This is a genomic window from Actinomadura sp. NPDC048394 (genome assembly GCF_040651755.1).
GTDB lineage: Bacteria > Actinomycetota > Actinomycetes > Streptosporangiales > Streptosporangiaceae > Spirillospora > Spirillospora montaniterrae.
On the sequence record NZ_JBEZJL010000026.1, the window covers coordinates 1 to 14217 of the forward strand.

The 14217-nt window shown below is 70.9% G+C and carries 17 protein-coding genes; 11 read left to right on the forward strand and 6 right to left on the reverse strand.

Annotated features, from left to right (window positions below):
- The first annotated feature begins 300 nt into the window (after positions 1-300).
- Both AB0C78_RS20240 and AB0C78_RS20245 read left to right on the forward strand, forming a co-directional pair.
- A complete protein-coding gene (locus tag AB0C78_RS20240; protein ID WP_360750040.1) occupies positions 301-1611 on the forward strand; it encodes a DUF222 domain-containing protein in 1311 nt (436 codons plus the stop codon).
- 210 nt (positions 1612-1821) lie between these two features.
- Positions 1822-2811 carry a GNAT family N-acetyltransferase gene (locus tag AB0C78_RS20245; RefSeq protein WP_360750270.1) on the forward strand — a complete coding sequence of 330 codons (990 nt, stop codon included), beginning with the start codon at positions 1822-1824 and terminating at the stop codon, positions 2809-2811.
- A 249-nt stretch (positions 2812-3060) separates the two neighbouring features.
- Here AB0C78_RS20245 and AB0C78_RS20250 read toward each other — a convergent pair whose 3' ends face one another.
- Genes AB0C78_RS20250 through AB0C78_RS20265 form a run of 4 tightly spaced genes read right to left on the reverse strand, consistent with a single transcriptional unit; the run spans position 3061 to position 4461 of the window.
- Positions 3061-3249: a DUF397 domain-containing protein gene (locus AB0C78_RS20250; RefSeq protein WP_360750043.1), complete on the reverse strand. Its 189-nt coding sequence runs from the start codon at positions 3247-3249 to the stop codon at positions 3061-3063.
- A complete protein-coding gene (locus tag AB0C78_RS20255) occupies positions 3246-3428 on the reverse strand; it encodes a DUF397 domain-containing protein (protein ID WP_360750046.1) in 183 nt (60 codons plus the stop codon). The genes AB0C78_RS20250 and AB0C78_RS20255 overlap by 4 nt, the downstream gene beginning before the upstream one ends.
- Entirely contained in the window at positions 3425-3616 is a 192-nt protein-coding gene (locus AB0C78_RS20260) for a DUF397 domain-containing protein (RefSeq protein WP_360750049.1), read from the reverse strand. The genes AB0C78_RS20255 and AB0C78_RS20260 overlap by 4 nt, the downstream gene beginning before the upstream one ends.
- The gene (locus tag AB0C78_RS20265) at positions 3613-4461 is read right to left on the reverse strand and encodes a helix-turn-helix transcriptional regulator (protein WP_360750052.1); all 849 of its coding nucleotides are present in this window, start codon (positions 4459-4461) and stop codon (positions 3613-3615) included. Before AB0C78_RS20265 ends, AB0C78_RS20260 begins: the two co-directional genes overlap by 4 nt.
- A gap of 131 nt (positions 4462-4592) precedes the next feature.
- Here AB0C78_RS20265 and AB0C78_RS20270 point away from each other — a divergent pair, with 131 nt between their 5' ends.
- On the forward strand, positions 4593-5102 hold the full coding sequence (locus AB0C78_RS20270) for an ATP-binding protein (RefSeq protein ID WP_360750055.1): 510 nt from the start codon (positions 4593-4595) through the stop codon (positions 5100-5102).
- Entirely contained in the window at positions 5099-5473 is a 375-nt protein-coding gene (locus AB0C78_RS20275) for a VOC family protein (protein ID WP_360750057.1), read from the forward strand. The genes AB0C78_RS20270 and AB0C78_RS20275 overlap by 4 nt, the downstream gene beginning before the upstream one ends.
- A gap of 87 nt (positions 5474-5560) precedes the next feature.
- Here AB0C78_RS20275 and aceE read toward each other — a convergent pair whose 3' ends face one another.
- A complete protein-coding gene (aceE, locus tag AB0C78_RS20280) occupies positions 5561-8350 on the reverse strand; it encodes a pyruvate dehydrogenase (acetyl-transferring), homodimeric type (RefSeq protein ID WP_360750060.1) in 2790 nt (929 codons plus the stop codon).
- Between the two features lie 218 nt (positions 8351-8568).
- On the opposite strand from aceE, the gene AB0C78_RS20285 reads away from it, so the two are divergent.
- From AB0C78_RS20285 to AB0C78_RS20310, 6 genes are all read left to right on the forward strand, one after another.
- The gene (locus AB0C78_RS20285) at positions 8569-8775 is read left to right on the forward strand and encodes a DUF1918 domain-containing protein (RefSeq protein WP_360750063.1); all 207 of its coding nucleotides are present in this window, start codon (positions 8569-8571) and stop codon (positions 8773-8775) included.
- A 75-nt stretch (positions 8776-8850) separates the two neighbouring features.
- Entirely contained in the window at positions 8851-9258 is a 408-nt protein-coding gene (locus AB0C78_RS20290) for a secondary thiamine-phosphate synthase enzyme YjbQ (RefSeq protein WP_360750066.1), read from the forward strand.
- A gap of 264 nt (positions 9259-9522) precedes the next feature.
- Complete coding sequence (locus tag AB0C78_RS20295; RefSeq protein ID WP_151542502.1) at positions 9523-9951, forward strand: DUF3052 domain-containing protein; 429 nt, start codon at positions 9523-9525, stop codon at positions 9949-9951.
- A gap of 142 nt (positions 9952-10093) precedes the next feature.
- Entirely contained in the window at positions 10094-10552 is a 459-nt protein-coding gene (locus AB0C78_RS20300) for a peroxiredoxin (protein WP_151542501.1), read from the forward strand.
- A gap of 73 nt (positions 10553-10625) precedes the next feature.
- Positions 10626-10976, forward strand: a complete 351-nt coding sequence (locus tag AB0C78_RS20305) for a hypothetical protein (RefSeq protein WP_360750070.1) — start codon at positions 10626-10628, stop codon at positions 10974-10976.
- A 180-nt stretch (positions 10977-11156) separates the two neighbouring features.
- A complete protein-coding gene (locus AB0C78_RS20310) occupies positions 11157-12215 on the forward strand; it encodes an ion channel (RefSeq protein ID WP_360750073.1) in 1059 nt (352 codons plus the stop codon).
- A gap of 130 nt (positions 12216-12345) precedes the next feature.
- Here AB0C78_RS20310 and AB0C78_RS20315 read toward each other — a convergent pair whose 3' ends face one another.
- A complete protein-coding gene (locus AB0C78_RS20315) occupies positions 12346-13296 on the reverse strand; it encodes a phosphoribulokinase (RefSeq protein WP_360750272.1) in 951 nt (316 codons plus the stop codon).
- Between the two features lie 182 nt (positions 13297-13478).
- On the opposite strand from AB0C78_RS20315, the gene AB0C78_RS20320 reads away from it, so the two are divergent.
- Positions 13479-14135: a response regulator transcription factor gene (locus AB0C78_RS20320; RefSeq protein ID WP_360750076.1), complete on the forward strand. Its 657-nt coding sequence runs from the start codon at positions 13479-13481 to the stop codon at positions 14133-14135.
- Positions 14136-14217 lie beyond the last annotated feature (82 nt).

Here is a 14217-nt window from a genome sequence, read left to right on the forward strand (position 1 = left end):
CCCGATCGCCCCCCCTTTTTTTTGCGCCCCGCGGGGGGGGGGGGGGGGGGGGGGGGGCCCGCCCCCCCCCCCCCCGCCCCCGGGTCGCGCCACCCCACCACCCCCTTCCGTAGCGAACCATCGGCGGTCCACTGAATGACCGAGTCGTCGAGTCGGCGAGGGCGCCGGGGCGTCGAAAGAGGGTTGCGAGTGCGTGTTCGGCTGCGCACTCAGATACTCGGTGCCATTGGAGCGCGAAATACCTTGCAGAATCTAACTCGGGCGGCGCAAATCGTCGTGCGCGCAGGGTATTCTTTACCTATGCAATCAGTGACGGTCGAGCTTGAGGCCGCGTCCACCGTTGAATTGGTGGACGCGCTCTCCGTGATCGCCGCTGAACTCGCCACTCGCGAGACCCCCGACTCGGCGGCCGCCTGCTTGGAACTGGCAGAGAAACTCGGGGCCGCCGCCGATATGCAGGAAAGCGCGTTGGCCGGATTCATCGGTCGGGTCGACGCCGCCGGTGAGCATTGCCGATGGGGTTATCCGTCCGCGCGGGCATGGCTGCGCTCACGCCTCGGGATGCGCGAGAGCCGTGCCAAGGAACGCCTCACCCTCGCCCGCCAACGGCACCGTCTCCCGCAGGTGGTTGAGCGGCTGGCGGCCGGGGACCTGTCCTACGGCTACGCCGCCACCGTCGCCGACTCGGTCGCCCGCCTGGACGACACCGACTGCGCCACCGCAGAGGCCACCCTGCTGCGGATGGCCGGCGACGGGTTCTCTCCCGGCAAGGTGGCGGCGTTCGGGCGGCGGATCCGGGAGGTCATCGCCGACCGCGACGGCACCGGGCGAGCACCCGACGACGTCAAGCGGGGATACGAGCGGTCCTGGATCACTTCGACGCGATCGCTGGACGGTGGCCGCTACATCAGGGGATGGCTGAACGCCGAGGACACCGCGATCTGGGACGGCACCCTCGGCCCCCTGGTCAAACCGGCAGGGCCGGACGATCGCCGGGACGTGGCGGAGCGGACGGCGGCGGCGCTGTCCAGTGCGCTGTCGGACGGGCACCAGGCCACCAAGGTCACCGTCCTCTGCGACCTGGACACGTTGACCGGCGGCGACGCACCGGCACGGTTGACCGACGGGACACCGATCCCGGCGGCGCAGGCCCGCCGCATCGCGCTTGCGGCAGGGGTGTCGCCCCTGCTGCTGGGACGCGGCAACACCCCGCTGTATCTGGGACATCGACAGCGGTTCGCCAGCGCGGCGCAGCGTCAGGTACTGGAGGCGCTGTATCCGTCGTGCGCGGTACGGGAGTGCGAGATCCCCGGGACGCTGTGCGAGGTCGACCACGTCCACGGCTGGGCCCTCGGGAATTCGCCGACCGACATCGACCAGCTCGCCCTCACCTGTGGCTGGCACAACCGCTTCAAGCACGCCAAGCCCCACCAGATCGCCATCGGCAAGGATCCGGACGGGCGCTGGGTCTACCGGCTCCTGCCACCCACCACAACACCGCCTCGAACTGGTGACCCACCCTGGCCGAGCGACTCGACGCGGACGTGGCACTCACCAGAGGAAGGCGATTCCCCCTGGGAACCCCCGCCGCCCACCGGCTGGGCCGCCTGACCATCCACCCCATGGCTGCGGCCGTCAGAAGCAGCAACGTTTGTGCGTCGGTTTGAGCGACGGTCGGGAGCCGGCGGGGACGATGATGTTGATGAGAACCAGCGACGGTGAGGTGGCGGTGGATAGGTGAGCGCCTCTTTCTGAGCCCTCCGGGGGCAGGCGGTGGCGAAGTGGCGGCCTCACGGGCCCAAGGAGGTCGCGGACTTGCTGGTGATTGAGGCGTTCGAGGCGAAGACCTCCATGAAACAAGATCTGGATGCCTGGTGCCTTGTGTTCGCAGAGGGCCAGGCGGAGCTGTCCGGCGGGGTGGTTGATCCCGGAGTACTGGCTGAACAGTTGCGTGTCGGGGACGAAGGTCGTGTGCGACGGTGGCTGGCGCGGAGGGCCGGTTCGATCTGTGGCGTGGCGGAGTTGCGGACGCAGCAGCATGATCCCGCGGCTGGGTTCCTTCGCCTGTTCGTGACACCGTCGGCGCGGCGAAGGGGGGTCGGGTCCAGGCTGCTTGCCCGGGTCGCGGCGGATGCGAGTGTGGAGCGGATTCAGGCGACCGTGCTGGCGGGACCGCCTGGCGAGCCGTTTGTCGGTGGATGGCGGGTGGTGTTGCGGCTGGAGCTGCATGAGCAGCGGCTCGATCAGGACACGCTGCGGCGCTGCCAGGAGCTGGCGATCGCAGCGCACCCGGCTCACCGGCTGGTGTTCTGGCAGGGGGCCGCGCCCGAGCAATGGGTGGCCTCGTTCGGGCGGGTGATGGGCCATGTGCTGGACGCGCCGGGCGCTGATCTGCAAATGGCGTCCCGGACCTGGGACACCGCGGCGGTCCGTGCATGGGAGGCAGGGATGGGCGGTCGGCATCTGCTTGTCGGTGCGGTGGTTCATTTACCGTCGGACGATGTCGTCGGTGCGACGGTCACCACCGTTCCGTCTTGGGAGGCGGGGGTGGCTGAGCAGCACGACACCGCGGTGCTGCCCGAGCATCGGGGTGGCGGGTTGGCTCGATGGATGAAGGCCCGTCAGGCTTTGCGTCTGCATGAGCTGTTCCCGACGGTCGAGTCGGTCACGGTGACGGTCAACCAGCAGAACGCGCCGATGCTCGCCGTGAACCGGGCGGTCGGCTACCGCCTTCTGCGAGAGCGTCTGCTGGTGGAGGTATCAACCGACCGATTGAAGGGCGGGCCGCGGTGCGGTCCCGCCCTTGGATGAGCCGTGGTGCGGATCAGCCGGCGGTCTGGTCTCGGCAAGCCCCAGGGTGTTGCTGAAACTCACCAACACGGCAACCCGACGATCAGTTCACCACCACCGGTACGTCCGGTGGGAGGGCGCCTGGGCGTGCTCACCACGCCCAGACACGCAGCCGCCATCGCATGACGCCGATGTCCGCCGCCCTGCATGCTGACCGTCTGCCCCGGTCTACTGCCGAGCCTCACCTCACCCCGGCTCGTCGTCGCGAACCTATTCCGTCCGCTGTCCCAAGCGCGCGAGAAGTGCGGCGAAGTCGCGGCGGGTGATGGCAAGGTGCCTAGCGGCGGGATCCTTGCTGTCGCGGATGCCGATGCGGCCATGGAGGTCGGCGACCTCGACGCACTCACCTTCGTTGGCGCCGCTGTAGGTGCTCTTGCGCCAGTGGACTGGGGTGGTCATGGTCGCAGGTGGGCGAGGAGGTCGGCGAAGTCCTGTCGGGTGAGGGTGAGGTGTCTGGCGTCGGGGTCCTTGCTGTCACGGACGCCGATACGGCCGTTGAGGTCGGCGACCTCGATGCAGTTGCCTTCGTTGGCGCCGCTGTAAGTGCTCTTGCGCCAGCGGGTCGGGGTGGTGGTCACGACCGCAGTTGGGAGAGGAGGTCGGCGAAGTCTTGGCGTGTGAGGGTGAGGTGCCCACCGGCGGGGTCCTTGCTGTCGCGGACGCCAACGTGGCTCTTGAGGTCAGCGACCTCGACGCACTCATTTTCGACGCCGCCGCTGTAAGTGCTCTTGCGCCAAACGGCCTGAGGCGGCTCCGGAGTGTTCATGAATGCGACGCTACCTCCTCGATCAGCAGCAGCGAAGAGCTTCTGCTCAAGGTCGCTGAGAGCAGCAGTTCAAAGATCTCCTCGTGTGCCGCGACCTCGTCCTCGTCCTCGACGAAGATGCTCCGGTTGAGTTGGTCGCTTACAGAGACGGTGAGTCGTCCGGGTGGCCGCAGGGAAAGAAGGTGATACGGGGTGATGAGCCACAGGTACTCGCTGGCTTCGCGGGGGAGCACCCGCAAGTCGATGTGCTTGAGTCGGGCGGCCTCGCCCAGCCGCTGAAGCTGTCTGCGCAGGATTCCTGGGTCGCCGCCGACCCGATTGTGGAGGACCGCTTCCGAGATGATCGGTATGTAGCGGGGTGGATTGGGAGCGCTTAGGACTTGCTGGCGCGACAGTCGGAAGTCGACCAGCGCTTTGGAGTTGTGTTTTGCAGGTCCGACGGCGATCAGTTTTCGGTTGTAGTCGGGAATCTGGAGCAGCCCTGGAACGAGATTGGGCTGGAAGGTGCGGATGACGTCGGCGTCCTCTTCCAGGCTGGCCAGGTCGAGAGCGGCGGCGGAGATGCGGCCTTCCCACGCTCGCTCCCACGTCCCGCGGCGGTGGGTGGCGAGGTGGAGGAGGGATTCGCGGAGGGGGCCGTCCTCGATGCCGTAGAGGTCGAGGAGGTCGCTGAGCTCGTCGGGGGCGATGGCCTGGAGGCCGTTCTCGACCATGCTCATCCAGCCCTGGGAGCGGCCGAAGCGGCGGGCGACGGTGGCGACGGTCAGGTTGTGGCGGTCGCGGGCTTTGCGGAGCGCCGAGCCGATCCGGCGCTGGCGGACGGTGGGGGCGGTACCGGAAGGCATCCTTCGAGAATGTCACTGAGTGTGTCGGGGTGGTGACCGGTTGAACGTTCAGTCGGGAAACGTTCAGAGCCGGTACCGGGAGGCCGGCGGGCGGCGAATGTGGCGGGCGTTTCCGAATCGAGGGGAGGCGCATGATGGGAGCGCCCGAGAACAGAGGGACGGGGCCCGGGCTGGTCGTGGTGGGCGCGCTCACGCTTCCGGGCGTCCGGCGGTCTGTCGGGCATGCGCAGCGGTTCCTGCGGGACATGCTGTCCCCGGACCACCCCGGCCTGGACGACCTGGTGACGGTCGTGAGCGAGCTCGTCTGCAACGCCGTCACCCACACGGCCTCGGGTGATGGGGGATGGGTGACGGTCAGCCTGCTGGCCGGGGACGGCTTCCTGCGGCTGGAGGTCGCGGACGACGGCGCGGGCGGCGGATGTCCGCAGGTCAGGGCGGAGACGGGCGCCGAGAGCGGGCGCGGGCTGCGGATCGTGGACGCCTTGGCCTGCGCTTGGGGATTCCGTCCGGACGGGCCGGGCACGGTCGTGTGGGCGGAGTTCCCGTCGGCCGGCCCCGATCTGTTCGGAAACTCCGACAGGGGGCTGTCGCGGGGCTCCTCGACGCTGATGTCCACAGCGTTCGAAGGAGGAGAACGATGAGCGTTCCCGCATACAACACCGTCGCCTGGTTCCAGATCGGCACCGACGCGCCGGAGGAGGCGCGCCGCTTCTACGGCGACATGTTCGGGTGGAAGTTCACGTCCGACCCGCAGAGCGAGGGCTACGACCTCGTCAGCTACGAGGGCGCCGAGCACCCCAGCGGCGGCGTCGCGCAGGTGCCGGACGCGTCGCAGAACCACGCGGTCTTCTTCGTCCTCGTCGAGGACGTGGACGCGGCGTGCGCCCAGGCAGAGAAGGCCGGTGGCAGCGTCGCCGTTCCCAGCGTGACGACGCCCGACGGCCTGCGGTTCGCGCACCTGCAGGACCCGTCCGGCAACCGGTTCGCCGTGTTCACGCCGCCCGCGTCCTGACCCCGCGCGTGAGAAAGGGCCCCGAGGAGACGCTCCTCGGGGCCCTTTCGCGGGTGATCGCGGCCTACACCTCCGCGATCACCCGTCTCACGCGTCGCCGCCGGTGTTGCTCTCGGCGCTGCCGACGCCGCCGGCGAAGACGTCGCTGACCTCGGCGTCGAGGCGGTAGCGGCGGATCGCCTCGGGCAGCGCCTCCGGCTTGACCTCGCCGTGCCGGGCCAGCCGGGTGAGGACCGCGAGGACGATCGACGCGGCGTCCACGTGGAAGAACCGGCGGGCGGCGGCGCGGGTGTCGGAGAACCCGAACCCGTCGGTGCCGAGCGAGGTGAAGTCGCCGTTCACCCACGGCGCGATCTGGTCGGGGACGGCGCGCATGAAGTCCGACACCGCGACGATCGGCCCGGCGACGTTGTCGAGCGTGCGGGTGACGTACGGGACGCGCTGCTCCGCCTCGGGGTTGAGGAGGTTCTGCTCGTCGCACTCGCGGGCCTCGCGGGCCAGCTCGTTCCACGAGGTGGCCGACCAGACGTCGGCGGCGACGCCCCAGTCCTCGGCGAGCATCCGCTGGGCCTCCAGGGCCCACCGGCCGCCGACGCCGGACGCGAGGATCTGCGCGCGCGGCGGCTGCCCGTTGCCCGTGGACACCTCCGGCGCCTCACGGAACCGGTACAGGCCCTTGAGCAGGCCGTCGACGTCGAGGCCCTCGGGCTCGGCGGGCTGCTGGTAGGGCTCGTTGTAGACGGTCAGGTAGTAGAAGACGTTCTCGCCCTGCGGGTGCTCCTCGGACGAGCCGTACATGCGGCGCAGCGCGTCCTTGGTGATGTGCGCCAGCTCGAACGCCCAGGTCGGGTCGTAGTGGACGCACGCGGGGTTCGCGGCGGCGAGCAGCGGGGAGTGCCCGTCGGCGTGCTGCAGGCCCTCACCGGTGAGGGTGGTGCGGCCGGCGGTGGCGCCGAGCAGGAACCCGCGGCCCATCTGGTCGCCGAGCGCCCACATCTGGTCGCCGGTCCGCTGGAACCCGAACATCGAGTAGAAGATGTAGACGGGGATCATGTGCTCGCCGTGCGTGGCGTACGCGGTGCCCGCGGCGATCGCCGACGCCATTGACCCGGCCTCGCTGATGCCCTCGTGGAGCATCTGGCCGCTTTCGGACTCCTTGTAGGACAGCAGCAGCTTGCGGTCCACCGCGTCGTAGGTCTGCCCGTGCGGCGAGTAGATCTTGGACGTGGGGAACAGCGAGTCCATGCCGAACGTCCGGTACTCGTCCGGGGCGATCGGGACGAACCGGGCGCCGAGGTTCTCGTCCTTGATCAGGTCCTTGAGCAGCCGGACGAACGCCATCGTCGTCGCGACGTTCTGCTTGCCGGAGCCCTTGCTCAGCTCGCTGTAGACCGGGTCGCCGGGCAGCTTCAGCGGCTTGGCGCGCACGACGCGCTTCGGCAGGAACCCGCCGAGGGCGGCGCGGCGCTCGCGCATGTACTGGATCTCGTCGGAGTCCTCGCCCGGGTGGTAGTAGGGCGGCAGCGGCGCTTCGAGGGCCGAGTCGGGGATGTCCAGGTAGAGGCGGTCCCGGAACTCCTTCAGCTCGGCCTTGGTGAGCTTCTTCATCTGGTGGGTGGCGTTGCGGGCCTCGAAGTCGGATCCGAGCGTCCAGCCCTTGATGGTGTGCGCGAGGATCACGGTCGGCTGGCCGACGTGCTCGCGGGCCGCCTTGAACGCCGCGTACACCTTGCGGTAGTCGTGCCCGCCGCGCGACAGCTTGCGCAGGTCGTCGTCCGACAGGTGCTGGACGATCTTGCGGAGCCGCGGGTCGGCGCCGAAGAACTTCTCCCGGATGTAGTCGCCGGTCTCCACCGAGAAGGTCTGGAACTGCCCGTCGGGGGTGGTGTTCATCTGGTTGACCAGCACGCCGTCGACGTCCTGGGCGAGCAGCGGGTCCCAGTCGCGGCCCCAGATGACCTTGATGACGTTCCAGCCGGCGCCGCGGAAGAACGACTCCAGCTCCTGGATGATCTTGCCGTTGCCGCGCACCGGGCCGTCGAGCTGCTGGAGGTTGCAGTTGACGACGAAGGTGAGGTTGTCCAGCTCCTCGCGGGCGGCGAGGCCGATCGCGCCGAGCGACTCCGGTTCGCCCATCTCGCCGTCGCCGAGGAACGCCCACACGTGCGAGCGGGAGGTGTCCTTGATCTTCCGGTTGTACAGGTAGCGGTTGAACCGCGCCTGGTACACCGAGTTGATCGCGGTGAGGCCCATGGAGACGGTGGGGAACTCCCAGAAGTCCGGCATCAGCCGCGGGTGGGGGTAGGACGACAGGCCGCCGCCGGGGTGCGACTGCTCCTGCCGGAACCCGTCGAGCTTCTCCTCCGGCAGCCGCCCCTCCAGGAACGCGCGCGCGTAGATGCCGGGCGCCGCGTGCCCCTGGATGAACACCTGGTCGCCGGACTCGCCGTGGTCCTTGCCGCGGAAGAAGTGGTTGAAGCCGACCTCGTACAGGGACGCGGCCGAGGCGTAGGTGGCGATGTGGCCGCCGACGCCGAGCTCGGGGCGGTTCGCCCGCGACACCATGATCGCCGCGTTCCACCGGATGTAGGCGCGGATCCGGCGCTCGACGTGCTCGTCGCCGGGGAACCAGGGCTCCGACTCCGGCGGGATCGTGTTGATGAAGTCGGTGCTCCGCAGCCCGGGGACCCCGACCTGCAGTTCCCGGGCCCTCTCCAGGAGGCGGAGCATCACGTACCGCGCCCTGCCGCGGCCCTCGGTCTTGATGACCGTGTCCAGCGATTCCAGCCACTCCCGGGTCTCGTCCGGGTTGATGTCCGGCAGCTGGCTCGGCAGGCCGTCGCTGATGATCGAAAAGCGTTGACGTCCGGAAGCCACGGGATCCCCTCTGTGCTTGCCGTCTTTGCTGGTGGGGACCCGGCCGCCGTTCGGCGGTCCGCGGTCCCCGGCGGAGGTGTCTCACCGCCTGGTTTCGTGATCCATCGTCGTCGTTCGTGACGGCTAACGCATCTCTACCAACCGGTAACCATTCTCCCCGGTCAACCGGGGTACGCACCTTTCGAGGAGCCGTTTTTCACAGAGAACGGAGGGGAGCCATGAACGCGCGAATCGGGGACCTGCTGCACGTCCACGGCACCGTCGTGGGCCAGCACGACCGCGTCGGCGAGATCATCGAGATCCGCGGCGAGAGCGGCGGCCCGCCGTACGTGGTCCAGTTCGAGGACGGCCACCAGACGCTGGTCTACCCGGGGCCGGACGCCGTCGTCGAGTCCCGCGAGACCGCCGGGCACCCCGCCCGGTAGCGGACGGGGCGGGCCCGCCCGGATCCGCGCGCGCCGGGATGCGTCCGGCGCCGCGGATCGGGTAGACCTGCGATCATGGAGAGCACCGTGGTCCGGGTGACCACCGGGACGCAGGAGGCCGTGCACGACATCACGGCCGAGTGCGAGCGGTTCGCCGGCGCGGCCGGCGGCGACGGCCTGCTGCACGTGTTCGTGCCGCACGCCACCGCGGGCATCGCGATCATCGAGCTGGGCGCGGGCAGCGACGACGACCTGCTCGCCGCGCTCGGCGACCTGCTCCCGGCCGACGACCGGTGGCGGCACCGGCACGGGTCGCGGGGGCACGGCCGCTCGCACGTCATGCCGGCGCTCGTCCCGCCGTACGCGACGCTGCCGGTGGTGGACGGCCGGCTCGCGCTCGGGACCTGGCAGTCGGTGGCCCTGGTCGATCTCAACGTGGACAACCCGGATCGGCAGGTCCGGCTGTCCTTTCTCCGGGGATGAACGGGACGAGCGGGGGAATCCCCCCGTCGCGGGGGCACGGCATGACCGCGCGTTGTCACTTTCTGTGGAGGTCCTGTGACGACGGTCGCCGTGTTCGGGCCAATGAGCCCACCAAAAGCCGGGAAGACACTTGCGCTAGGGGCCCTCACTTGTGTGGACTGTCCCGCAAACACCGCACGGGTGCGGGCAGGCCGCCCGACACGGGGCCTGGAGACGAGAAATGCGCGGGACACCGTGCGGACTGACGACAATGGGAGGACTTTCGTGAGCGCGACCGCGGGTCAGGCGCAGTCTGAGCGCAGCCTGGCCGAACGGCTCGGCCTCAAGCCGGGCCAGGTGGTGCAGGAGATCGGCTACGACGACGACGTCGACGAGGAGCTTCGCCGCTCCGTCGAGGCCGTCACGGGGACCGAGCTGGTCGACGAGGACTACGAGGACGTGGTCGACATCGTGCTGCTGTGGTGGCGCGAGGAGGACGGCGACCTGTTCGAGGGCCTGACCGACGCGATGATCCCGCTCACCGGCGGCGGCAACATCTGGCTGCTGACGCCGAAGGCGGGCCGGGACGGGCACGTGGAGCCCAGCGACATCGGCGAGGCCGCGCAGACGGCCGGGCTGTCGCAGACGAGCAGCGTCAGCGCCGCGAAGGAGTGGTCCGGAACGCGGCTGGTCGCGCCCAAGGTCCGCAAGTAGCCGCACGGCCCGGGACGTCCGCCGCAGCGGCGGACGGCCGGGCCGTCCGGCTCCGGCGGCGGGTGGCAGACTGGGCCCGTCCCCACGCCCGTGGGGGCGCCCACACCCCCCGCCCGGGCGGGGACGATCCGCGGGAGAGGCTTTGTCGGTTGAGGTAGGCGACAGCGCACCGGACTTCGAGCTGAAGGACCAGCACGGCACGCCGGTGAAGCTGTCGGACTTCCGGGGCGAGAAGACCGTCGTCCTGGTGTTCTATCCGCTGGCGTTCAGCGGCGTGTGCACGGGCGAGCTGTGCCAGATCAGGGACGAGCTGCCCACCCTCGGCGGCGACGACGTGCAGGTGCTGGCCGTGTCGGTCGACTCGGTGTTCGCGCTGCGCGCCTGGGCCGAGCAGGAGAAGTACCAGTTCCCGCTGCTGTCGGACTTCTGGCCGCACGGCGGGACGGCGCAGCGCTACGGCGTGTTCGACGAGGAGAAGGGGCTCGCGGTCCGCGGCACCTTCATCATCGACGCGCAGGGCGTGGTCCGCTGGAAGGTCGTGAACGCCATCCCGGACGCACGCGACCTCGACGAGTACCGCAAGGCGCTCGCCGGGCTCTGAGCGAAACGGGCCGGTCCCGGCCGCGCGGCGGCGTCCCGCGGCCGGTTCCGGCCCCCGCACCCCTGGAGGTGTGATGCCCTGCTTCCGCTGCGGGGCGCGGCAGACCGACCCCGTGCGCGGGGCGAGCCCGTGGAGGCGCGGTGTCCGGGCGGACCACCAGGTGCTGGTCTGCCCCGGCTGCCAGACCGCCCACGACTGGGCGGACGATCTCGACCGCTGCGCGGACTGCGGTTCCGTCGCGCTGGTCTGCCGGCTCGGCGAGGTCGAGTGCCGCGACTGCGGCCACACCCGGGAGGCGGTGCGCGACGACCCCCGCCCGCCCGACCTGGTGCCGTCGAGCGCGGGGCCCCGGGACGACCGCGGGCTCTCGGAGGAGGTCGCGGCGGCGCTGACCCGCGTGCTGCGGCGCGGCCCGGCCGGCTGATCCCCGCTTTACGGGCTGACCCGGGCGAGGCGGGCACGCGTGACGGGCCGACCCGCACGAGGCGGGTCGAGCCGCTGGTGGCCGCCTCCGGCCAGCCTGTCGCATCCCGTCACGTACGGTGGTCACGTTCCGGGCATTCCGGGCTTGACGCGGTATTTCGCCTGCTGGCACGCTGCGCGAATGCCGATCATCCTGCTGCGCCTGGCGCACCGCGTCGCGGCACGCTCCTGGCGCGCGCCGGCCCTGGTGCTGCTCGGGGCGTTCGGCATCGGCTGGCTGCTGATCGCGGTGTGCGAGAAGCCCGGCGCCGAGATCAAGCAGCCGTGGAACTACATCTGGTACTTCTTCGTCAGCGGCACCTCCACCGGTTACGGCGACCTCTACCCGTCCTCGACGGGCGGCCGGATCGGCGGCGTGATCGTGATCGTGGCCGGGCTCACCGCGGGGCTCGTCCTGTTCGCCGAGCTGACGCTCTGGATGGCGAAGGGCAGGACGATGCGGGCCAACGGCCAGGCGCAGTTGCACGTCAAGCGGCACATCGTGGTCGTCGGGTACGAACGGGACGGGCTGCGCGCCATCATCACCCAGCTGCGCGCCGACCCCGAGTTCGCCCGCACCCCCGTTGTCACGGTCTTCTGGCCGGGCGAGCTGGCCGGCGAGAACCCCGACCCCGACCTGTACGACGTGGTCGCCTTCGACGACACCGCCTACCAGCGGGCCTGCCTGGAGGCGGCGCGGACGGTCGTGGTGGTCGGCCGCACCGACGACGAGACCGTCCGGGTGATGCTGGGCGTCTCGGCGTACCTGCGGCGCCACGGGGCGCCGGCCGTCCACCTGCTGGCGGGCGTGCACGACGGCGGCCGTCGCGCCGAGATCACCGAGGCGCTCGGCCTGATCGGCCCGGACATCGAGCCGGTCGACATCGACGACCCCGCCGTGGTCGCGGTCGCGATCCGCAACCCCGGCGTCGCCGCGATCTACCACAACCTCGCCAGCACCCTCGACGCCGACGGCACCCTGTACCGCGTGGACGTGCCCGAGGGCGCCGGCGAGTGGCCCCGCCTGGATGTGGCGATCTTCCTGCTGCGGCGCGGCAGCACGCTGCTCGCCGTCGGCGAGTCGCATCGCCCGAACGCCCGCTTCCGGCTCACCTCCGACCCGGCCGAGGTGGTCCGCGGCGGCCAGTCGCTCGCGATCGTCGCCCCGTCCCGCCCGGAGATCCCCTGGCAGGAGCTGTAGAAGGACCGGGAGAGCGCCCCTCGCGCCCGCTGGGGACGCTCTCCCGGCCGCCGCGGCGCGTGCGGCCCGAGGCACAGGTCCAGGCCTCGGGGCCTCCCCGCACGCCCGCGGAGTCCGGCGGCCCGCGTGCTCAGGCGGCCTGGCGGTGGTCGGCGTCCAGCAGGTGGTAGAGCAGGAGCAGCTGGGTGATCGCCAGGGGGTCGCTGGTGCCGGCGTCGCCCAGGCGGCCCAGCGCGTCGGGGTCGGGCAGGCCGTCCCCGGCGCGGGCGCCGAGCCGCTCCCAGATCGCCTTCTTCACGACCTGCGACTCCTCGGGCGAGACGTAGCCGTGCACGTGCAGGGCGTCGACGGGCCGGCCGTCGTCGTCGCGGTGCAGCCGCAGGTGCAGGAGCTTGTCGGCGTCGCCGGACGCGCCGTCCAGGACGTCGGCGAGTTCGGGATGGTCGATCGTGGGGCGCAGCAGCAGCTCCGCCGAGAGGGGCGTGCCGGGCGGGTCGAGCCGGCCCGCGACGGGCGCGAACCGCACGACGATGTCGGCGTACTTGCGCTGCGGCCGGATGTAGGCGGCGCTCTCCGGCTCGCGGCGGGCGAGCTCGGCCATCACCTGCTCGGGGGTGTAACCGCGCTTCTCGCAGTCGCGGCGGACCTTCCAGGAGTGGCGGAGCGGCTCCGGCGGGTCGAGGTAGACGGTGATGTCGAAGCAGGCGCGGGCGAGCCGCGTGTGCAGGGGGAGCAGGCCCTCGACGATCACGAAGTCGCGGGGCTCGACCAGTTCCGGCCGGACGAGCTCGCCGGTGGCGTGGTCGTAGACCGGTTTCAGGATCGGCTCGCCCATCGAGAGCAGCTGGAGGTGCTGCTCCATGATGTCGATGTGGTTGCAGTCCGGGTGCAGCGCCGTGAACGGCTTGCCGGCGCGTTCGGCCCGGTCATAGCGGTGGTAGTCGTCGACGCAGACGGCCGTCATCCGCTCGGCCCCCAGACACCGCACAAGCCCCCTGGTCAGTGTGGTCTTGCCCGCCGCGCTGTCCCCGGCGATGGCGAGCATGACGGGGCGGCGGCCCGACCCGCGCGCCCGGAGCATATGCACGATCCGATGGGGCACCTTGCTCCTCCGTCCTGCGGAATCCGGTTTTCGACAGGGAGAGTACGGCGGTCCCGGCGCGGACGCGTCCCCCGGTCGGGGGAGAGCGGGGGTGAAGTGCGCGGGAGGCCCCGCCGCACGGGGGCTACTGGTGAGTAGCCAGCGGTTGTTATCGTGCCGGAATGGGCACCCCCGTACGCGTCGTCCTGGTGGACGACCACGAGATGATCCTCGCCGGACTCCAGGCGATGCTGGCCGGATTCGCCGGGCGGGTGCGCGTCGTGGGGCAGGCGGGGACGGGGGAGGAGGCCACCCGCCTGGTCACCACGCTGCGGCCCGACGTCGTCCTGCTGGACGTGCGGCTCGGCCCGGAGAGCGGCCTCGACCTGTGCCGGCTGCTCACCGGCCGCGTCCCGGAGGCGCGGGTGGTGTTCCTGTCGGTGTACGACGACGAGCAGTACGTCTTCGAGGCGCTGCGCGCCGGGGCGGGCGGCTACCTGCTGAAACGGGTGGACGGGCCGGAGCTCGTGCGGCGCCTGGAGGAGGTCGCGCAGGGCGAGACCGTCGTCGACCCGACGCTCGCCGGGCGGATGGCGGTGACGGCGGCCCGGCTGACCCGCGGCGAGTTCTGGCCGGGCGCGAACCGGGGGCTGACGCAGCGCGAGAGCGAGGTGCTGTCGCTGCTGGTCGGCGGGCTGTCCAACAAGGCGATCGCGGCCCGGCTGGTGCTCAGCGAGGAGACGGTGAAGAGCCATCTGCGGGCGCTGTACCGCAAGCTCGAGGTGACCGACCGGTCGGCGGCGATCGCGGTCGCGCTGCGCGAGGGGCTGTTCCGGTGACGGCCTCGCCCGCGCCGCCGTCACCGGGGTCTCCGCCGTCACCGGGATCGCCAGGGTCGCCGCCGTCACCGGGGTCTCCGCC